22 protein-coding genes and 2 pseudogenes are annotated in these 19783 nt (G+C 68.3%); 7 read left to right on the forward strand and 17 right to left on the reverse strand.

Annotation, left to right across the window (positions count from 1 at the left end; translation table 11 throughout):
• Positions 1-307 precede the first annotated feature (307 nt).
• The 3 genes from GUY61_RS17230 to GUY61_RS17240 form a co-directional block, all read right to left on the reverse strand.
• Positions 308-1021: a transglycosylase SLT domain-containing protein gene (locus GUY61_RS17230; RefSeq protein WP_166631067.1), complete on the reverse strand. Its 714-nt coding sequence runs from the start codon at positions 1019-1021 to the stop codon at positions 308-310.
• 403 nt (positions 1022-1424) lie between these two features.
• Entirely contained in the window at positions 1425-2747 is a 1323-nt protein-coding gene (locus GUY61_RS17235) for a PhoH family protein (protein WP_166631068.1), read from the reverse strand.
• 322 nt (positions 2748-3069) lie between these two features.
• On the reverse strand, positions 3070-3831 hold the full coding sequence (locus GUY61_RS17240) for an isoprenyl transferase (protein ID WP_166631069.1): 762 nt from the start codon (positions 3829-3831) through the stop codon (positions 3070-3072).
• A gap of 162 nt (positions 3832-3993) precedes the next feature.
• On the opposite strand from GUY61_RS17240, the gene mgrA reads away from it, so the two are divergent.
• Entirely contained in the window at positions 3994-5037 is a 1044-nt protein-coding gene (gene mgrA / locus GUY61_RS17245) for an L-glyceraldehyde 3-phosphate reductase (RefSeq protein ID WP_166631070.1), read from the forward strand.
• A 490-nt stretch (positions 5038-5527) separates the two neighbouring features.
• Positions 5528-5632, forward strand: a pseudogene (locus tag GUY61_RS40245) (RNA-guided endonuclease TnpB family protein); the annotation flags it as partial.
• Between the two features lie 41 nt (positions 5633-5673).
• On the opposite strand, the gene GUY61_RS17255 reads toward GUY61_RS40245, so the two are convergent.
• Positions 5674-6486 carry a prepilin peptidase gene (locus GUY61_RS17255; RefSeq protein WP_166631071.1) on the reverse strand — a complete coding sequence of 271 codons (813 nt, stop codon included), beginning with the start codon at positions 6484-6486 and terminating at the stop codon, positions 5674-5676.
• Positions 6487-6730: 244 nt separating this feature from the next.
• On the opposite strand from GUY61_RS17255, the gene GUY61_RS17260 reads away from it, so the two are divergent.
• Together GUY61_RS17260 and GUY61_RS17265 are read left to right on the forward strand one after the other, a co-directional pair.
• Positions 6731-7063 (forward strand): DUF192 domain-containing protein, encoded by a 333-nt coding sequence (locus tag GUY61_RS17260; RefSeq protein WP_166631072.1) that lies wholly within the window; start codon positions 6731-6733, stop codon positions 7061-7063.
• A 592-nt stretch (positions 7064-7655) separates the two neighbouring features.
• Positions 7656-8507, forward strand: a complete 852-nt coding sequence (locus GUY61_RS17265; protein ID WP_243766523.1) for a hypothetical protein — start codon at positions 7656-7658, stop codon at positions 8505-8507.
• Positions 8508-8577: 70 nt separating this feature from the next.
• Here GUY61_RS17265 and GUY61_RS17270 read toward each other — a convergent pair whose 3' ends face one another.
• A complete protein-coding gene (locus GUY61_RS17270) occupies positions 8578-9084 on the reverse strand; it encodes an ATP-binding protein (protein ID WP_166631074.1) in 507 nt (168 codons plus the stop codon).
• Between the two features lie 119 nt (positions 9085-9203).
• Here GUY61_RS17270 and GUY61_RS17275 point away from each other — a divergent pair, with 119 nt between their 5' ends.
• The 3 genes from GUY61_RS17275 (at position 9204) to GUY61_RS40250 (ending at position 11873) form a co-directional block, all read left to right on the forward strand.
• Positions 9204-9935, forward strand: coding sequence for a DUF5753 domain-containing protein (locus GUY61_RS17275; RefSeq protein ID WP_166631075.1), 732 nt, complete (start codon positions 9204-9206; stop codon positions 9933-9935).
• Positions 9936-9945: 10 nt separating this feature from the next.
• Positions 9946-10137 (forward strand): hypothetical protein, encoded by a 192-nt coding sequence (locus tag GUY61_RS17280; RefSeq protein ID WP_166631076.1) that lies wholly within the window; start codon positions 9946-9948, stop codon positions 10135-10137.
• Positions 10138-10340: 203 nt separating this feature from the next.
• Positions 10341-11873 carry a S1 RNA-binding domain-containing protein gene (locus GUY61_RS40250; protein WP_313896708.1) on the forward strand — a complete coding sequence of 511 codons (1533 nt, stop codon included), beginning with the start codon at positions 10341-10343 and terminating at the stop codon, positions 11871-11873.
• 75 nt (positions 11874-11948) lie between these two features.
• Here GUY61_RS40250 and GUY61_RS17290 read toward each other — a convergent pair whose 3' ends face one another.
• The 12 genes and pseudogenes from GUY61_RS17290 to GUY61_RS17340 all read right to left on the reverse strand — a co-directional run bounded on the left by GUY61_RS17290 (position 11949) and on the right by GUY61_RS17340 (position 19756).
• Complete coding sequence (locus tag GUY61_RS17290) at positions 11949-12449, reverse strand: DUF4240 domain-containing protein (protein ID WP_166631077.1); 501 nt, start codon at positions 12447-12449, stop codon at positions 11949-11951.
• Between the two features lie 6 nt (positions 12450-12455).
• Entirely contained in the window at positions 12456-13310 is an 855-nt protein-coding gene (locus GUY61_RS17295) for a hypothetical protein (protein ID WP_166631078.1), read from the reverse strand.
• Entirely contained in the window at positions 13307-14122 is an 816-nt protein-coding gene (locus tag GUY61_RS17300; RefSeq protein WP_166631079.1) for a TniQ family protein, read from the reverse strand. The genes GUY61_RS17295 and GUY61_RS17300 overlap by 4 nt, the downstream gene beginning before the upstream one ends.
• Positions 14119-14790 carry a TniB family NTP-binding protein gene (locus GUY61_RS40255; RefSeq protein ID WP_243766524.1) on the reverse strand — a complete coding sequence of 224 codons (672 nt, stop codon included), beginning with the start codon at positions 14788-14790 and terminating at the stop codon, positions 14119-14121. Before GUY61_RS40255 ends, GUY61_RS17300 begins: the two co-directional genes overlap by 4 nt.
• 14 nt (positions 14791-14804) lie before the next feature.
• Positions 14805-15236, reverse strand: a complete 432-nt coding sequence (locus GUY61_RS40260) for a hypothetical protein (RefSeq protein WP_243766525.1) — start codon at positions 15234-15236, stop codon at positions 14805-14807.
• Positions 15233-15922, reverse strand: coding sequence for a Mu transposase C-terminal domain-containing protein (locus tag GUY61_RS17310; RefSeq protein WP_313896709.1), 690 nt, complete (start codon positions 15920-15922; stop codon positions 15233-15235). Before GUY61_RS17310 ends, GUY61_RS40260 begins: the two co-directional genes overlap by 4 nt.
• Before the next feature lie 101 nt (positions 15923-16023).
• Positions 16024-16422 (reverse strand): annotated as a pseudogene (locus GUY61_RS17315) (TnsA-like heteromeric transposase endonuclease subunit); the annotation flags it as partial.
• Between the two features lie 175 nt (positions 16423-16597).
• Complete coding sequence (locus GUY61_RS17320; protein WP_166631080.1) at positions 16598-17248, reverse strand: OmpA family protein; 651 nt, start codon at positions 17246-17248, stop codon at positions 16598-16600.
• A 3-nt stretch (positions 17249-17251) separates the two neighbouring features.
• Positions 17252-17881 carry a hypothetical protein gene (locus GUY61_RS17325; protein ID WP_313896710.1) on the reverse strand — a complete coding sequence of 210 codons (630 nt, stop codon included), beginning with the start codon at positions 17879-17881 and terminating at the stop codon, positions 17252-17254.
• A complete protein-coding gene (locus GUY61_RS17330; protein WP_166631083.1) occupies positions 17878-18444 on the reverse strand; it encodes a pilus assembly protein TadG-related protein in 567 nt (188 codons plus the stop codon). Before GUY61_RS17330 ends, GUY61_RS17325 begins: the two co-directional genes overlap by 4 nt.
• Before the next feature lie 35 nt (positions 18445-18479).
• The gene (locus tag GUY61_RS17335) at positions 18480-18728 is read right to left on the reverse strand and encodes a hypothetical protein (protein ID WP_166631066.1); all 249 of its coding nucleotides are present in this window, start codon (positions 18726-18728) and stop codon (positions 18480-18482) included.
• 83 nt (positions 18729-18811) lie between these two features.
• A complete protein-coding gene (locus GUY61_RS17340) occupies positions 18812-19756 on the reverse strand; it encodes a response regulator transcription factor (RefSeq protein WP_166631084.1) in 945 nt (314 codons plus the stop codon).
• Between the last annotated feature and the right edge of the window lie 27 nt (positions 19757-19783).

A 19783-nucleotide genomic window follows, 5' to 3' on the forward strand; every position in this document is an offset into this window, starting at 1 on the left:
GTCCCGGAGGGGGGCCTCCCGTCCCTCCTCCGCCGGGTAGTCGTCGGGCTCCGGCTCGCCGAACTCCGCCTCCCGGCCCTCGGCCCACCGCTTCTCAAGGCGATCGGCCAGACGGGTCAGGCCGGAGCCCAGCCCTCCGACCCATCTCGGCAATCTGGACATTGTTTTCCCTCTACCCCCCACGGCCCCACCTGGTCCCGGACGACGTTACCCCTGCCCCGCCCGGGAAAGACGTAACGAGCCCCCGGCCGGTTGAGGCCGGGGGCTCGAAGAACGTACGGGGGCCCGAGGGCCCGGTACCAGCGTCCTAGTACCAGTTGTTGGCCTGCCAGAACGACCAGGCGCCGCAGGGGCTGCCGTAACGGTCGTTCATGTAGTTCAGACCCCACTTGATCTGCGTGGCCGGGTTGGTCTGCCAGTCGGCGCCGGCGGTGGCCATCTTGGAGCCCGGGAGCGCCTGCACGAGGCCGTAGGCACCCGAGGAGGGGTTGACGGCCCTGTAGTTCCAGGTCGACTCGTGGTTCACGATGTTGCTGAAGCACTGGAACTGGTCGGCCGGGACCATCTGGCGGGCGATGGCCTGGACCTCGGCGACGGTGTACGAGCTCTGGACCGCGATGTCGGAGGCGGAACGCACCTCGGAGCGGCTGGCGGCCTCCTTCTCGGCCTCCTCGCGCTCCTTGGCGAGCTTCTCGGCCTCGGCCTTCTTCTCCGCGGCCTCCTTCTTGGCCGCCGCGTCCTTGGCGGCCTGCCTGCGAGCGGCCTCCTCGGCGGACTTCTTGGCGGCGGCATCGGCGGCGATGGCCTGGGCGTCGGCCTGCTGGGCCAGCGAGCTGACCTGGACCTGGGCCTGCTGGCCCGCGGGTATGTCGGCGAGGAGCGTCGCATCGGCGGCGGCCGCGTCGAAGTCGTCCGTGGACGACTGCACGGCGTTGCCGGAGGCAACACCGACGACGGCTCCGACGGTGGTGACCGCGGTGGCGGATGCCACGGCGAATCCCCGGACCGAAATCCGGCTCACACGGTTTCCTTCCAGCATCGCCCGCTTCATGGGTGACCTCGCGGGCGAAATCGTGCCCCTGGCGCTGGCCTCCGCTTGCTGACAGGTCACGGGAGGCACGGGCCCGGTGGGCAACCCCCCACAGGGGAGTGCCGCGTGGTGCTCTCGGGCGGCATACGGCGCTCGCTATGAAGTTCTGGGTCCCCGTGGTGCCACGGGGTACTGCTGGTACTGCTGTGCCGTATGCGGGGCCTGACGAAACCCAGACTCTGCCGGATCGTGACACCGCAAGGCAATTCCCGGTTGCGTGGGAAAGCTCACACGCCCCCGAGTCCAGGAGTTTTGAGGATTGCAGGGGCCAGCGAAGCGCCGCGCGGCTAAGCTCTCTCGCTCGGCCACGCGGCGCCAATGCGCTCACAACGGGTCAGATGTGCCCGTCCTCCAGCATTTCGGTCACCAGTGCGGCGATCTGCGACCGCTCCGAGCGGTTCAGCGTGACATGCGCGAACAGCGGATGCCCCTTCAGTTTCTCGACCACGGCGACCACTCCGTCATACCGCCCGACGCGCAGATTGTCCCGTTGTGCCACGTCATGGGTGAGTACGACCCGGGAGTTGGCCCCGATCCGGGAGAGCACCGTCAGCAGGACGTTCCGCTCCAGCGACTGGGCCTCGTCCACGATGACGAACGCGTCGTGCAGCGAACGGCCGCGGATGTGGGTGAGCGGGAGGACCTCCAGCATGCCGCGGCCCACCACCTCCTCGATGACCTCCTTGCTGGTCACCGCGGACAGCGTGTCGAACACCGCCTGCGCCCAGGGGCTCATCTTCTCGGCCTCGGTACCCGGCAGGTAGCCCAGTTCCTGGCCGCCCACCGCGTACAGCGGGCGGAACACCATCACCTTCTGGTGCTGCCTGCGTTCGAGCACGGCCTCCAGACCGGCGCACAGCGCCAGCGCCGACTTGCCTGTGCCGGCCCGGCCGCCCATCGACACGATCCCGATGTCCGGGTCGAGCAGCAGATCCAGCGCGATGCGCTGCTCGGCGCTGCGGCCGTGGATCCCGAAGACGTCCCGGTCGCCGCGCACCAGCCGCACATTGCCCTCGGGCGTCACCCGGCCGAGTGCCTTGCCCCGCTCCGACTGGAGTACCAGACCGGTGTGCACGGGCAGGCCTGCCGCCTCGGGAATGTACAGGGACTCCTCGGAGAAGAGGAGGTCCACCTGGTCGGCGGAGATCGCCAGTTCCGACATTCCGGTCCAGCCGGAGTCGGTGATGGCGAGTTCCGCGCGGTACTCCTCGGCGAGCAGGCCGATGGACGACGCCTTGACACGCAGCGGCAGATCCTTCGAGACGACCGTGACGTCGTATCCCTCGGCCTGCAGGTTGCGCGCCACGGCGAGGATCCGCGAGTCGTTGTCCCCCAATCGGAAACCGGTCGGAAGCACACCGGTGTCGGAGTGGTTGAGCTCGACGCGGAGCGTTCCGCCGAGGTCCCCGATCGGGATGGGGGCGTCCAGACGGCCGAACCTGACCCGGTAGTCGTCCAGCAGGCGCAGCGCCTGCCGGGCGAAGTACCCCAGTTCGGGATGGTGCCGCTTGGCCTCCAGCTCCGTGACCACGACGACCGGCAGCACGACCTCGTGCTCGTCGAAGCGGTTCATGGCGTTGGGGTCGGCCAGCAGGACGCTGGTGTCGAGTACATAGGTGCGCCGGTCGGACAGGCGGCGCTTCGTGCTGGTCACCACGGAAGGACGTACCCCCTCGGATGAGGTCGGGGTGCGACATCGGTCGCGGGCATACCCAAGGGAAAGGGACCGGGTTCGGTCACCCGTGCGCGGGCCGAACACCGGCCCTCCGCTTCGTCCGTGAGTTCGTCCCTGCGGACCACACGGTCGTCCTGGTGCAAAGGGCCTCCCGGGCGGACGGCCCCATGCCGTCCGCTTTACGACATCCGCGGTGGCGGATGTCGACCTGAGAGGGATATTCCCTCGAACGTGCGCAGCCATGCCATGGCATATGACGGCACGTTCGTTAACACTTCATGACCAGCGGCTCGCTGACCGGGATTTACGCTCCGTAGCGGCGGTGCCGGGCGGCGTAGTCCCGCAGCGCCCGCAGGAAGTCCACCTTGCGGAAGGCGGGCCAGAAGACCTCGCAGAAGTAGTACTCCGAATGGGCGGTCTGCCAGAGCATGAACCCGGACAGCCGCTGCTCGCCGCTGGTGCGGATGACGAGGTCCGGGTCGGGCTGGTCGCTGGTGTAGAGGTGGCGGCCGATCATGTCGGTGTCGACGGTCTCCGCCAGCTCCTGGAGGCTGGTGCCCTTCTCGGCGTGGTCGAGCAGCATGGAGCGGACGGCGTCGGCGATCTCCTGCCGGCCGCCGTAGCCGACCGCCACGTTGACCGTTATCCCCCGCACCTCACGGGTGGCCTCCTCGGCCTCCTTCAGCGCCCTCTGCATCGGGGCGGGCAGGATGTCGGGGGTCCCGACGTGGTGGACGCGCCAGCGGCCGTCCGCGGCCAGGGAGCGCACCACGCCCTCGATGATCTCGAGCAGCGGGACCAGTTCTTCCTGCGGCCGGTCGAAGTTGTCGGTGGACAGCAGCCAGAGGGTGACGACCTCGACATCGGTCTCGCTGCACCAGCCGAGGAACTCCTCGATCTTGTCGGCCCCGGCACGGTGCCCGTGGGCGGCCGTGCTGCCGGACGCCTTCGCCCAGCGCCGGTTGCCGTCCATGATCACGCCGATGTGCTTGGGCACCCTGGCGTGGTCGAGGCGGCCTTCCACCCGGCGTGCGTAGAGCCCGTACACCAGGTCGCGCAGGTTCACTGTGGTTCAGCCCCTCCGTGCTGTGAATTCCCGGAGGTCGCAGTCCTGTGCGTCCCCGGCCCCCGAATGCGTCACATTACTGCGCACGGGTCACGGCGGCCCAACCCGGTCTGTCACAAGTCCGTGATAGCGCCGCACGGGTCCGTGATAGGGCTAGGAGGCGTGAACGACTCCCTTCCCCTCCGCTACCGCGCGGCCGAAGAGCGCTACGAGTCGATGGAGTACCGGCGCACCGGGCGCAGCGGACTGAAGCTGCCCGCCATCTCCCTCGGTCTGTGGCACAACTTCGGCGACGACCGCTCGCTGGCCTCCCAGCGGGCCATCCTGCGGCGCGCCTTCGACCTCGGCGTCACCCACTTCGACCTCGCCAACAACTACGGACCGCCGGCCGGCTCCGCCGAGCTCAACTTCGGCAAGCTGCTCGCGCAGGACTTCGCGCCGTACCGGGACGAACTGGTGATCTCCACCAAGGCCGGCTACATGATGCACCCCGGTCCGTACGGCGAATGGGGCTCCCGCAAGTACCTGATGTCCTCGCTCGACGCCTCGCTGCGGCGGATGGGCCTGGACTACGTCGACATCTTCTACTCGCACCGCTTCGACCCGCACACCCCGCTGGAGGAGACCATGGGGGCGCTCGCTTCCGCGGTCCAGCAGGGCAAGGCGCTGTACGCCGGCGTGTCCTCGTACAGCAGCGAGCAGACCGCGCAGGCCGCCGGGCTGCTGAGGGAGATGGGCGTGCCCGCCCTGATCCACCAGCCCTCCTACTCGATGATCAACCGCTGGATCGAGGACGACGGGCTCCTCGACACCCTGGAGCGGGAGGGGATGGGCTGCATCTCCTTCGTGCCGCTCGCCCAGGGGCTGCTGACCGGCAAGTACCTCGGCGGCATCCCGGCGGAATCACGGGCCGCCCAGGGCAAGTCCCTCGACCCCGGCCTGCTCTCCGACGAGGTGCTGCGCCGGCTGCGGGGGCTCGACGGGATCGCGCGGCGGCGCGGGCAGTCCTTGGCGCAGCTGGCATTGAACTGGGTGCTGCGCGACGGTCGGATGACCTCGGCGCTGATCGGCGCGTCGAGCGTCGCGCAGGTCGAGGAGAACGTGGCGGCGCTCGCGGCGCCGGGGCTCACGGAGGAGGAGCTGAAGGAGATCGACACCTTCGCCGTCGACACGGCCGGCACGAACATCTGGGCGGGCCGCGGCTGAGGCGGCGGGGCAGGACCGGAGCGGAGGACCGAGGAACCGAAGGGGTGCCGGGGTGCCCGGGCCGTGTCCGGGGCGGCTGCCCGGGTCGTCCGGGAGCGTATCCGTCGTAGCGGCAGCAAGGGCCGGGCACCGGGTGCGTGCCGCCTCGTACCGGAGCGAACGGAAAACGGGCCGGTCCGTGGGGGGGATACGGACCGGCCCGAGGGGGGGCTTCCACCATAACCCTTCGTGAGGGATGATGCGCGCCTGTTGCACGGCGAGTCACCTGGTTCTTGCGAAGATGCCCCGGCGTTCACGCCGGGGCGGGGGTACCTCCCGCTTGCGGGGGAGACTCGCGCTTCCCTTGACGGCGGGGCGGAGTGTCGCGGTGTCCGGTCTTCGGGGCGTGGAGAGCTCGCGGGACCGCCCGGTGGGGCCGGGGAAAGCACGCGTCGTTCGTCGTCCCGGCCGCGACCGAAGCCCCGCCCGCCACTGGCCGCGTCATCGGGACAGGGACAGGAACTCCGCCCGCGTGATGTTCGTCCGGGCGGGTCTGACCCCGGCTGGCGCCGAGGGCGCAAGACCTCCTGGAGCGCCGCTCCCGGAGGCAGCCTGAGCCAGGAATCCCCTTCATGCAGCTTCAGGGAAGGGGAGCAGTCAAGTACTCATTCCGCCGAGCAGCAGCCCGGTGAAGGCTCCCGCGATCATGAACGGGCCGAACGGCATCGCCGTCCGGCGTCCCGCCCGCCCCCGTACGAGCAGGGCGAACCCGTACACCGCCCCGTACAGGAACCCCGCGAACGCGCCCGTGAAGAGCACGCCCCAGCCGTACCACCCGAGGGCGACGCCCAGCGTCACGGCCAGCTTGACGTCCCCGAAGCCCATGCCGTTCGGATGGGCGAGGAACAGCACGAAGTAGCCGCCGCCGAGCGCGAGCCCGCCCAGCAGCGCCCCGGTCCAGGAGCCGGCGGCCTCCGGGTGTGCGGCCGCCAGGCCGAGCAGGCCCAGGGCGACGGCCGCGAGCGGCAGGGTCAGCACGTCCGGCAGCCGGTGCACGGCGCGGTCGACGACCGCAAGCAGGATCCCGGCGGGCACGAGGAGCAGCCATACCCCGAGTTCGGGCCGCGGCCCGACGGCGCAGGCCAGCGCGGCGGCGGCGAGGGCGCCGGTGACGGCGAGGGGGACGGCGTGCGGCCCGTAGGCGGGCCCGCCGGAGACGGCCCCGGGGAGCGGGGCGGACTCCGGCGGGGCGGCGGCGGCCCGCGGGCCGGGAACGGTCACCGCCGCGCAGGCCGCGCAGCGGGCGGCCCCCAGCCAGCCGCCCGGCCCGGTCCGCAGCGGATGGCCCGACGGGCAGGCGGTACGCCAGGGAGTGCCGGACTCGACCGACAGCCGGTACGCCGGCCGTGGCACGAGCAGCCCGGCGGCGGCACCGAAGCCTGCGGCGAGGGCGACCAGGAGCAGCAGCACGGCCCGAGCCTACGGAGCCGACCGCGAGGGGTCATGGGCCCAGGGACCCAAACGCGCCCGCAGGGCACGTCGCGGCGGGCCGGGAGGCAGCCCGGTTTCCGCGGGGCGGGGCGGCGTTGTGGTGGGGCTGTCGCGGCGCTGTGGTGGGGCCGGGTCGGGGAAACCGCGCCGCCCCCGGCCCCGGGCTCCGGGTGCCACAAGAAGACTCCGCCGCGCAGGTCGACAACTCCGGTAGAACTGCCGCATGCCCGCGCTGCACGTCCCCGGCTCCGTGTCCCCCGTGCCCCTGGAGATCGCCGACACTGCACAGGCACGCGCACACGGCCTCCTTGGCCGGGACGGCATCGAGGGCGCTCTGCTGCTGAGCCCCGCAAGTGCAGTGCACACGCTGGGGATGCGGTTTCCGATGGACGTGGCCTACCTGGACCGTGACTTCACGGTTCTCGCGGTCCGCACGATGCACCCCTGGCGGGTGGGCCTGCCCCGGGTTCGGGCCCGGCATGTGCTGGAGGCGGAGGCGGGCGCGATGGCGAGGTGGGGTGTACGCCGCGGAGTACACCTGCGCGCAGATGCCTGAAGCGGAGGACGGGAGAGTGGGAGGCACACGGACCCGGCACTGGCCGGACCCGGCACTCCGCGCTCGCGCACGCCACCCGGCCCGCCCGCGAGCGCCCGTCACCACCGTGACCGTACGCCCGGCCAGGGCCCGGCCGCCTGAGCCCTCGGACCCGGCCGGGGACCCATCCGCGAGCGGTTCGGGCTGGGCCCCGCCGTGGACGAGTGCGGCCCCGCCCAATCCCCTCCACTGCGCGGCGCCGAATGCGGACGTGTAGCCGTCCGCCTACTCGGAGTATTTGCAGAGGCGAACCCGCATTGGTACGCACCATACGGCGGGACGCTCGAGTGGCGGGAGGTGCTTCGGATAACGATGCGGAGACATCCACACCGCGCCTTGGCGTGCCCAGTCCCAGGTGGCATGAATCCGCCGCTACCGCCCTCGTTGCCCACAGGCCTGACCCACTTGTCCACAGGGTCGGCGCCTGGTCCCGGAGCGACGGCATCTTGACCGCATGAGGAAGGGACGGGTCCCACTGGACCGACTCGCCACTGCGCACGGAGGAATCCTGCTGAGCGCACGCGCATGTGAGTGCGGTTGGCAGTCCGGATACATGGTCAGGCGCCTCAAGCAGCTCGGCTGGACGCATGTACGCCACGGGGCGTGGGCCGAACCAGGGCGCGAGGTCGATCTGGCGCTGCGCGTACGGGCGGAGCAGTTGATCCATCCGCAGTTGGTCGCCAGTCACTTCACGGCGGCCCGGCTGCACGGCATCGAGGTCCTGCAGGACCCCCCTCACGAGCTGGAGTCCACCGGCCCTCCGGCCGACCGGATCCGCCTTCCCGAGGGAAAGCTGCACCGGGCACCGCTCCCCACCGGGCAGATCCGGTCCGCAGGAGCGATCCGGGTCACCACGGTCTCGCGTACCCTCGCCGACCTGCTGCGCTCCGCCACCAGGGACCAGGCCCTGGTGGCCGTCGACTCCGCACTCTCCGTGCGGCCGCTGCCGGACAGGCCCGGCGCGAGGCGCGGCCGCCTCGCCCTCCCTGAGGACATCGCCGCCGTACTGGCGGCAGGGACGCGCAAGGGCAGAGCCCGCGGTGAGCGGTACCTGCGACTGGCCGATCCCAGGAGCGGTTCCCCGGCCGAGACGATCGCGCGCCTGCGCCTGCACGACGCGAACCTGTACCCCGAGACACAGGCAGAACTCCGGACTCCCGACGGGCGCCGCCTCCGCCCCGACTTCCTGTTCCGAAGGGAGGGCGTCGTGGTGGAGATCGAGGGATACGCCCACCACGGCACCCGAGGGGCGCACCGTCACGACATCGACCGGTTCAACGCACTCAACCGCTGCCACGAAGTACGGACCGTCCTGCGGTTCACCGCGATCGATGCCCTCCGCCGTCCGGAGCGCATGGTGGCCGCCGTCCGCGCAGCGCTTGCCCGAGCGGCGGCACACCCCTGAGACGCAGTCCTTACGCAGCCCAGAAACCTTTGCGCGAGACCCGGCCCTGGGCTCCGAATCAGGTCCGCCATCACGGGAGCCGGGCCGCCGCGAGCGGCACCAGCGCCCACGAGCGGGTACCCCGAGCCGGCTCGCTTGCTCCCTCGAAGCCCCACTCGCCCTGGCACGCCTTCACCACGCGGGGCACTCCACGCAGGTGCGAACGCCGCCGTTCGTCGCAGGCGGCGGCGAGACGCGGGTGGCTGTGCCGGGGGTGGCCGTCGTAAACGATCAGCCGGAGTGCGTCGTCCCGGCTGCGGAGCGAGAGGTAGATGCTCTCGCCTGCGGATGTGAACCAGCAGGCGCACGACGCCAGTTCGTCCACCAGAGTGAGGACCGGCGCGGCGAGTTCGCCAAGCCGGTGCGCGTCCGGCACGAGCATCGCCGTCGCACGGGCGACGGCTGGAGTCGCTGTGGCGGAGGGGAGGGTGAGGCTGTAGGCGAGGTTCGCGGGAGAGGGCTCGCTCTGGTCGGGCGGCGGAGGCGGGCACTGAGTGATCCGCCCGCCCGAGAAGGGGTCAGCGTCGAGTCCGGACATGGCACTCCCCTGGGTCGTGATGGTCTTGGTGATCTCGCACGGGCGAGCGGTGGCTTGTCGCGCCGATACCCGCGTGGCGGGCACGTCGATGCGATGCAGGGCTCCTGGGGCTCGACCGCATGAAGATCTCCAACATCGAGACCGGGGTCCGGGCCATCACCCCTGCCCGGGTGAGAACTCCGGCCTGCAATTACGCGTGCGATGACGAGCGCTACATCGACGCACTCGCCGACATGGCGAACCGCAGATCCGGTGGCTGGTGGGAAACCTTCCGCGGTCAGTTGCCCGCCGGACTCCTCGACATCACCGAGTTGGAGTGGCACGCCCGGTCAGTCCGCGCCGGAGCCTTCCTCCATGTCCCCGGCCTGCTCCAGACCGACGGCTACACCCGGAGCGTGTGTGCCGCCTCCCGTCCCTCCCTGTCCTCTCACGAAGTCGAACTTCGCGTAGCTTTCAGGATGCAGCGCCAGCAGGTGCTTCACCGTGACGATCCGATCAAGTACACCGGCTACGTGCACGAAGCTGCCCTGCGTATCGAGTTCGGCGGCACAAAGATCATGCGGAGGCAGATGGAACACCTCTGGGAGATCGCCGGCCAGGACAACGTCTACGTGCGGGTCGTCCCCTTCAGCGCAGGAGGCTTCCCCGGTGCCGGGCAGTCGCTGCTGTACGCGCAGGGAGCCGTCCCTCAGCTCGACACTGTGCAACTGGACTCGGCCCACGGTCCCGTCTTCATCCATGCCCCGGCGCAACTCGACAAATACCGGTCCCACTTGGACTGGATGGAGACCAGTTCCTTGCCACCCGCCCAATCGCGGGACTTCATCCGTGCCCTCAGTCGCAGTCTTTAGAAGTCCTTCAATGGCCGAGGTCGACTGGGAAGAACCATTCTGCGCGGAGAGTTCCAACTGCTTCCGCATCGGCACTGACATCGAAGGCAATGCCTACATCGCCGTCGCCGGGCAGGAGGATCGTTTCCTCGTGGACAGCCGCGACGCCCTCCGAGCCATGGTCGAGGGCATCAAGGCCGGTAAGGCGGACCACCTGTTGTAAGTGTCGCCGTGGGGCGAGCCTGAGCTGTGGAGGGCGGCGCCATCCCCGGCACCGGCCCTCCCGTCCCGCCTTCTGCGTTGTAGGATCTCGCGGCTCGTGTCATAGAGCCTTGCGCTGACCAGCAGGTTCCTGATCTGTCTCAGGATGTTGCCCTACGCCTCTGTCTCACCTCCCATGACATTTCCTCGCAGGGCGGCACGGGCGTGCTGGATGATGAGGCGGTGCAGCTCCCCTACGTCTACCGCGTCACCAAGTACGACCCCGCTGACCGTGACGAACACGGGCATTACGCCGGCAGTGAGGATAACGTCAGCGATCACGGCAAGGTCGAGGCGTCCTATCTTCAGGCGGTCGCGGCCTTCGCCGGGGACACCGGCGTCGATCACCTGGCCGTACGTGAACCCCACGTCCCGTCCTTCGCGCACTTCGGCGCAAAGCCTCCGGTGGACGGGTTTGGGCTGGACGGGCTCTTCCCCGCCGGCCCGACCGGATTTCACGACGGGGCTAAGGTATCGCTCGTAACCGGGCTGGAACTGGTGCGTGCCATGTTGCGCGACAACGGCGCCTGGTGCCGGCTGGAGGCGGCAGGCACGTTCGCGGTCCATGTGGGATGGGACCAGTATCTCTACATCAGCAGTATCCGGCCCTGCGAGGAGGCACTGGCCCGAACTCGCGCGCTGGGGCTGTTCCCGGAGCGCCAGGCCTCCTCTCCGTACGAGATAGAGACCGATGACGCCGATGTCCAGCGGCCCGGTGACGACGAATTCTGGGCCGGTCTGCGCTGGGCAGTCGCTGCATGCCGCGCCGGGCTCCTGGAAGAGACATACCTCGAAGGCGCCTCACGGTGGCACCGCCTCACGCGCGACTCCATCGATACGGTTCGCGCCAGTATCGCTCCCCGCGCGCGTCTGGCCGTCTGGCCGGACCTGTCCTCCGACATAGACGCGGTCCTCGGCGCTCTCCCCGCCGAAGGGCTCGTCGAATGTGTCTGGCAGGACAAGGACGGCCAGCTCCGTAGTGCCATCGCTGACGAAGACGATTTCCCGGAACTGGCCAAGAGGATCTCCGGTGCCAGCGCTGCGGCGCTCCTGTCCATGTATGCCGATGAACGTCTGCCTCTGTTCACCGCCGTCATGCCTGACAGCGACGGAGTAGTACGGGCCCGCTGGCAGACCGAGCCGACGCCGAGCGACCGGAACTGGGCCTTCCTCAAGACCCTTCACCGAGGCGAGATCGTCACCGGCTCCGTGACCCAGATCGCCAGCTTCGGCGTCACCTTCGTGGACATCGGCGGCTTCCAAGCGATGATCAATATCCCTGAGCTGTCTTGGCGTCCCATCAACCACCCCTCCGACGTCGTTGCCGTCGGTCAGGAGATCACCGCCGAAATCCTCGACGTCGACCCGATCCGCGAACGCGTGTCACTGTCGCTCAAGGCCCTGCACGAAGATCCGATGCCGCTGCTGACCGGGCAGATCGGCCAGACCATCGTCGGCCGCGTCACCAAGCTCGTACCGTTCGGCGTATTCGTACGCGCTGAAGAGATGGAGAACGGTTTCGAGGGGCTGGTGCACAACTCCGAACTGGGCGAGAGGCACTCGGACCAGCCACAGGCGGTCGTCCAAGTCGGTGACGCACTGCCAGTCAAGGTCCTGGACATCGACCTGGTCCGCCGTCGCATCACGCTGTCGCACAAGCAAGCAATCTCCGCTGACCAAAACGAACCTAGTGCCTGAAACACGCATGCCCCGGGGCTGGATGCTCACAGACACGTCGTCCTCCGATGGCATCCTTCACTGTTTGGTTGCGGCTCAGTGTGCGGTGTCACGGAGGTAGAGGGCGGCGAGCCGCGGGAGTCGGAGTCGCATCTCATCTGGGTCGTCGAAGTCGAAGTCTTCGCCGATGTCTTCGGCGTCTTGTCCGGAACTGTCATGCGAGGCTGCGTACTCGTCCCAGGCCTCGTAGAAGTCCTCTTCGCCACCGGTGATGCGCTTGAACGCGTCGCTGGCTGCGTAGTTGACGTCCTCGTAGAACACGGCTTCATCGTCGTACGCCTCTGCGGCGGCGATCACCGCAGGATGCTCAGCAAGACTGTCCGGGCAGGCCGCAGCCCTCTCGTACCAGTCTCGGCCCAGCGCGATCAGACCGGCGCGGAAGTCCATGAAGCTGTCGTCCGAGCAGCCGCCGCCGATGAGGTAGGCGGCTGCCCATACGTCCCATCGGTAGACGGCTTCATGTATCTCGTCGAAGCGTTCCTGGTAGCGGAATTCCTCGGCCGCGTGGTCGAGATGCGCGAGAAGCTCGGGGGTCAACCGGAGTTAGCGCATGGCGTGTTGGCTGCGAGCGGAGTTGTTCTCGGGGGTGCAGGTGGACGGTGCCATTCGGGCGGGCAGGCCGCTGATACGCAGGAACACATAGCTTCTGAAGAGTCGGGCGAGGGTGCCTGTGCTGCGGACGATGTCGCATTGCCGGGCGATATCGACCCATTGGCCGTCGGGGAGCAGGAGGGTGTAGTCGAGGCGGCGGCGCCGCTCGTAGTCGATCGGGGCGGGGCTGGCGTCGAGGTAGTCCGCGATATGGATCAGTGCGGCCTGGATGTCTGGCCACTGCTGGCGTTCTCGCAGGTGGCCGAGCATGCGGGAGGACATGAATCCGGTGGTGGCTTGGCCCAAGCGTTCGGCGATGACGTCGCTGGACTGGCGGTTGCCGACGAGCCCGATGAGACAGGACAGGGCAGGTCTCAAGATCCGGTGGTCGTGGAGTTCGGGCGGTGCGAGGGGCAGTGCGAGTTCGGGCCAGAGTGCGGCAGGGAGTGAGCGGAGACGCTGGACGGGGATGTGGTCTGGCTGGGTGCCTGGATGGAAGGTCTGAACGCGGTAGCGAAGCTGGTAGACAGCCTGAAGCTGAGGACCGATGGCCGCGAGCTGGACCGCGCGGAGGGCTTCGGTGGTGCCGGTGCCCCAGGGGGCGAGCAGGCTTCGGCCCGGAGATGGGCGTGACTCGCGTTCGGCTTGGATGATCCAGCGTCCGGAGGTTCCGGCTCGCTGGATATCCGGTCGGCTGAGGATGTCCACGGCAAGAACGACACCGGCCGCTGTCATGGCAGCACTCTTCGGGGTCTGCATCCCCAGGGACTGAATGCCAACGTCGGTCGGGGTGAGAAGGGCGTTCAACTCATCGGAATTGATGGGGAGGTCCGCGGGAAGGCGTTCGGCCAGGGATTGGCGGGGAGCGTGGACGAGGATCTCCCCGACGAGCGCTCGCAGGTCAGCGAGGGCTCCGAGTGCGGATGGTCGGCGTAGGCGCCGAACGCTGCGGTGCCGGAGTCGGTCATCGCGTAAACGAGCCGCTGTGCGTCCAGCACGGGATGATCGGCGTCGAGGAGCAGGGTGGACGCCTGGGCCAGATCGGCATCGCAGCGCCGTCGGCCGGGGCCGGTGTCGTCCGCTGACGAGGCGTTCGGGCAATGCCCAGGATGCGGGATCTCGCGGGTGGCCAGAGCTCGCGTTCGCTGTCGGCTTCGGCACTGCGGGCAGTGATCGGCCAGCAGCCTATTGTGCCTGACGCACGCGAATGACCAGCCCAGCTGCCAGCGGCCACCCGACTCGGCCAGACAGTCCGTGCAGAAACGTGAGCCGGTGCTCTTCCCCCAGCGCGTCGCGCTCTGGGGCAGGCCGGAGCGGGGGTCGAGGTCCAGGACCCGCTGGTCGTAGTGAGCCAGGGTCTTCGCGTGCAAGGCTGCGACGGGCGTGCCCGTTGCCTGGGCGATGGACGCGGCTATTACAGGGCTGAGGCACCTGGTCAGCATCTCGGTCGAGCTACTGCCGGGCACGAGTCCGTCTTCGAGCACGAGCAGCCCGAGATCGTTGAGGACATCACCGAGGGGCGTGTGCAGGCGGTGCGCAAATGCCTCAAGCCAGGAATCGAGAGCCTCACCCGGTAGCGCCTTCAGCCTGATGGGAAACGTCCCGATAGCAGTCCTCATGCGGACTGGCGTGATCGGGGGCGGCTGGTCAGCCGACGGGCTTCCAGGGCGGCTTCGAGTTCGCGGCGGGCGTTCTCGGACGCCTCGTCGTTCTTCACACGGTCGAGCAGGTCCTTGTCCAGGCGCTCGCTGTTACTGCGGACTGCCCGCTGGCAGCCGCGGTTGATCAGTGTCATGAGGGAGCCAATGTGGCCGGTGCTGCGGGAGAAGAGGTAGTCGGACAGGTCGTGCGCGAGCATCCCGGGGTACTTGTCCGCCAGGACAATGCGCTGTTCCAGTGCCAGGAGCATCTGGTTCCACTCTCGTCGTCCGGCCTCGCTCGTGATCGTGAAGGGCCGCATGTCCAGCCGGGTCGTACGGCGTCCGGTCTGGGCCAGCGCGGTGTCCCCCGCTGCGGATCCCTCGCTGAACAGGCCCTTGTCGGCCAGTCCGACCCCGACCATCAGCAGGGTCACGGGAAACTCGTTGGCGATCCACTTCAGATGGTTGCTGACCTCGATGCCGCTCGTTCTGCCCCACTTCAGGAAGTGCAGGTCATCGAGGGCAAGCACGCGGACCTCGCAGGACAACATGCAGTCCAGGGCCCGCCGGCCGAGTTGGACAGTGGTGCCCCGGGACCGTCCGGGATGCTCGAAGAACTCCAGCATGGCCCGGTTGAGGTCCTTCATGCCGGTGTTGCCGGTCAGTCCGACCCGGCAGACCGGCCACCGCTCGCGTGGCCCTGGTCGGTGAACTCGCCCTTCTCGGCGATCTCTCTGCGGTGGAACTCGCGCAGGAAGGCCAAAACTGACGTGGTCCTGCCCAGCCCGGGAAAGGCATCGACGGCCACGGCCCCCTTGGCCTTGTCGCCGTCCTGCAAGTTGCTGTCGGTGATGTCCCACAGGTCCTCGTGCAGCTCGACCAGCTGCGGGGTCTTGATCGGCCCGAGGTTGGCATGCCATTCCCGTCGCGACCGGTCGTACTCCGCCCGCGCCTGCACGCCGAGCTCCTTGAGTTGCTTCCGGGTCAACACCTCGGGCTGCTGTCGCCGGGGCGCGTCGGCGAACGCCTTGAAGTCCTCCTTCTTCGACAGAGCCAAGTTGCCCAGGTTCGACAGTCCGGCAAAACGGCTCACACGTCCTCCAGTGCGTCGGCGTAGAAGTCGTCCTCGTCGGTCAGGTCATCCAGATCGGCATCGTCGTCGTAGCCGGCTTCGGGCACGTCCTCCGGTTCCGGCTCCGCTCCGGCTGGCTCCGACAGTCCCTCCTCCTGGCCCAGTGCCTTGCGTACGGAGGGCAGTGAGGCGACCGGTTCCGTCTCGCTTCCGGTCTCCGGCAGCTCGATGCCGGCCTGTTCCCGCGACAGCCGCAGCGCCATTCGCCGCTCGACGATCGAGGTTCCCAGGCCGAGGTTCCAGCGCTCCAGCAGATCGGCGACGGCCAGCCGGTCATCGGGGTAGCGGTACTTCGCCGCCGCCAGCTTCCGGGCGAAGGCCAGCGCGTCCTCGCTCAGTGGCATATCGGCCGACGGCGCGTGCTCCCAGAGCAGCGGGTGCCAGCGGCGATCGGCCGGATCACGGAAGTAGATCCGGGTGATGTCGTCAGGGTCCACCTGGAAGGGCCAACTGCCCTCGGCCGGGCCCCGGTGAGGGCTCTTGGCATTGCGGTACGGATTGAGCGCGGGCCCGTTGTAGCGACGCCGGCCGATCTCGACGCCGTAGTTCTGAATCGTGCGCCACTCGGTCCGCAGGAACTCGAAGGCCAGTTCCCTGTCCCGGGGCACTTCGATGTACCCGGCCCTGGCCATGCCGTGCTCGAACATCGCGGCAGGCGACAGCCGCAGCCCCGGCACTCCGGGATCGACCAGCCCCGCATGCGGCCGGCAGTGATACACCGTCGCGGTCCACTCCCGGACGAGCTGGAGACGCGGTGCAGCGGCTTGACGTCCACCGCTACGGGCCCCTGCCCGGTGATCAGCAAGTAGTCAGGAATGTGCTTGCGCACCTTCCCCTCCAGATCCGCTCTCAGCAAGAACGGCTGGGCCACGATGTGGCGTACGGAAGGATCGAAATCGGCGAAGAGGAGACGCGCCAACTCCAGCCGCGACTCGTAGATCACGTGGTCGTTCGTCGTCGCCGACCAGTAGATACCCGAGTAGTGCTTCTGCCCCTTGAACCAGCGGAATGTTCGCCAAGGCGCCGCCGATGCCAAAAGCTCGACGGACACCTCGCTCCAGGCCCGGTCCTCCATCGCCGCATGCCCCTCGGGGCGGACACTCACAGACGCAGCGAATTCCCCCACCACACACCCCCAGCCACACATCAACTTCCTGTGCAGCCACGGTGCCAGTGCAGCAAACGCGGGCGGGATGGATCACTGGTATCGCCGCCCGAATGGGTGACGCTCCGACCTGCGAGTCTCACGGCGGCGGCATAAGTGCCGCCGCCGTGCAGTTCTTGCTGAGATTATGCAGCGAGTTTTGAGACCCTACATGCGTTCAGCTCTGGTTCCCGGACTGGGATGCCTCTCCACGCGGGAAGGACACCTCGACGCGGCGGTTCTTCCGCCGGCCCTCCTCGGTGCCGTTGTCGGCGATCGGGTAGTCCTCGCTGTAGCCCCGGATCTCGAATGTGATCGCCGAGGAGTCCAAGTCCTTCATCAGCTGCCGGTGAACGGCGTCGGCCCGGAACTTCGACAGCTTCTTGCCGTGCTCGTACGACCCGAGGTTGTCCGTGAACCCGAACACCCGCACCTTGGTGGCGCCGGACGCCTCGATCTCCTCCGCGATGGCCTTGATCCGGGAGTTCGCCTCGGCATTGAGCTTCGAGCTGTCCTTGGGGAACAGCACCTCCGCCTGGAGCGCGAACTTGATGTCCGTGTTCGTGTCCTCACGCCGCTCCTCGCCCCCGAGGTCCTCAACGACGGACTTGATGTCCAGCACCCGCGCGTCGGCGAGCGTCGCACCGTCCGCGAGTTTCAGTCCGGGCGCGTTGGCGTCGACCTCGGGCGGCGGCTGACTGGTCGTCGACCCGGGTGGCGCGCTCGGTCCGTCATCCGCGTACGCGGGCGCGGCGAGCACCCCGCTCACGAGAACGACGAGCGCGAGGCCGACGGCCGCGGCGGGCCTGTGTGGGGTGTGGGGGGTCATGGGTCACTCGCCCCCGGAGATCTCGATCGTGGCGGGTGGCATGTCGGCGATGGTGAAGTCGACGGACGTGGTCGACTCGGGGGGTGCGGGGAACTGGGCGTACCAGGTCTTTTCTTCACCAGCCTTGAAAGGTGTGAAAGTCGCACAGAGACAACGCCCCTCAGTGTCACGCAGGACGAGATACTTCTTCTTCCCGGACTTGTCCACGACGGCAGCGCCAGCCATCGACGCCGCATTGCGCTGCAACTCCTTCTCGTCGCCCCGCCACTCCGTGGCAACCCATCTACCGGAGCCACCGTTCTTAACCTTGCCAGTGACCGTCAAAAATCCGCCCGCATCCCGCACCGCAGATCTGATGGTCAGAGTGACGCCTTCACCGCCGGTCACCTCAGCCAGAACTTGGTCCTGCACGGGCGCTTCAGGACTGCTCTCATCCTCCTTATTCTTTCCCCCGTCCGTAGCCGGAGAGGACGAAGAAGCCGCCTCGGGTTTGTCGTCGTCTTCTCCACCGCATCCAGCCACCGCGAGGGCCAAGCCGGTTGTGATCGCCACTGCGGTCAGTGCCCTGCGGGCCTTCAAGGTATGCCGCACGCTCATCGGTCGTCGTTCCTTATCTCTTCGCTCGCTCGTCATTCGGCCAAGTACACAGAGAACAGCACGGACGCGTCAGGAAGATCTTCCAAGACAAAATCCTCGGGGTCGAGCTCGAAATTCCCGTCGCTACCACATTCGAAAGCGACTGTTTCGATAGGGTCGATTCCCGGCTCGGGCGCACATCGAGGCTCGATCACAGCGGTAGCGCTGGCGTGCGCCTGCGTGTTCTCAGTACCGGGTATGAGGGATTCACCGACCGTGTAATTGGTCACGATGGAGGCCTTGAAGGACGGAAACCCTCCCACTGAGCCTGGCGTGAGCCCTTCCAGGGTGGCGTCGTTCGCCGCAGCCAAGTCCGTCGCTGCAGCGACGCCGTCTGCGCCTGGTCCTTCGCCCGCCAGCCAGTTCAGCCAGTCGTCGTCATTACCGATCGCCCCGCCGAGGCCGTCGACCAGTTCGCCCCGCACCTCTTGAGCCGCAGCCAGGGCCGCGGCATCGGCTGCCGCCTGGGCTCCACTCCGCGCAACAGCCGCCTTGGCGAATACGAAGAACACAAACGCAACAAAGAGCAGCGTCCCCACCAACCACACGTAGAGGGGGATCGTCTGCCCTTTGTCACTCCGCGATCGCGCGAAGGTTAGCCGCCAGTGATAGTCGCCACAGCCGTGTCGATCGCGTTCGAGATCGTCGTATCCAGCCCCAGTCCCACGACCGCCGTCACGATTGCCGCGATCAGCACCAGCAGGCCCGCGTACTCCACGAAGCCCGCGCCCTCGTCCGCGTAAGTGCCGCGCATGCGGGTGGTGACGGTGTTCCTCCATGTACGGATCTTCGACACGGTGGTCCCCTCCGAGTGGCCGGTCAGTGTGACGGACGCTTGCGACACGCGAACGGTAGGCGGAGGGGCGGGGCTCGGCGGAGGGTCCGTGGGCCCAAAGGCGGGCCCAAAGGGGGAGTTGGGGCTGAGGGTCAGGCATGGCCGGTGGTCCCCCGTCCGGAGATGCCGAGCCAGACCGCTATGGCCTCGCTGCGGCTGGTGCTGTGGAGTTTGGCGAAGATGCGGTTGATGTGATTCTTGACGGTCTTCTCGCTGATGAAGCAGGTTGCGGCGATCTGCTGATTGTTCATGCCGGAGGCGATGAGATCCATGACCTCCGCCTCCCTCGAACTCAGCTTGAATCCGTCCCGCAACTCGTGCCGCTTGGAAGACTGTGCCACAAGCGATTGCATGTGCGAAGCGCTTTGCCGAGGTTGCGGCGAATCCAAGACAGGTGGCCCCGCAACAAGCGAGGAGTTGGGCTTCCAGTCCATCGCCGGAGGGGTCGCGTCACCGTGTGCATACGGAATGGCCTGGCCCCGCACATGGGCGAGGAGGGCGCTCTGGGCGGAGGACGTCAGGTGGGGGCGGCCCTCCTGGATGTCGCGGACGGCGCGGACGAGCTGGTCCGGGGTGAACTCGCCGTGGACGAGGTAGCCGCCGGCGCCCAGGCGGAGGGCCTCCTGGACGATCTCGTTCTCGCGGCTGTAGGTCAGCATCATCACCGGGGCGAGCCGGACGAGGTACGGCAGGACGGCGATGCCGTCGACACCCGGCATGCGGACGTCGAGGAGGATCACGTCGGGACGGTGCTGCTGGGCGGCGTAGAGGGCCTCGCGGCCGTCGCGGGCCTCGGCGACGACCTGGATGTCGTCGCGAGTGCCCAGCAGCACGGTGAGCCCGGCGCGTACGACGGGGTTGTCGTCCGCGACGAGGACCCTGAGGGCGGGAGCTGGTTCCGGGAACGCCGCGGCCGGCGCGGGAACGACGGGGACGTGCGCGGGGGTGTGCTCCGAGCGGGGTGCGGCGGTGTGCGAGGACGTGTGCTGTGACACGTGCGAGGACACGGACACGGGCCCGGACACCGACGTGGGCATGGATACGGACACGGGCGCGGATACTGG

The sequence above is a fragment of the Streptomyces sp. GC420 genome (genome assembly GCF_009916105.1).
In the GTDB taxonomy this organism is placed as follows: domain Bacteria; phylum Actinomycetota; class Actinomycetes; order Streptomycetales; family Streptomycetaceae; genus Streptomyces.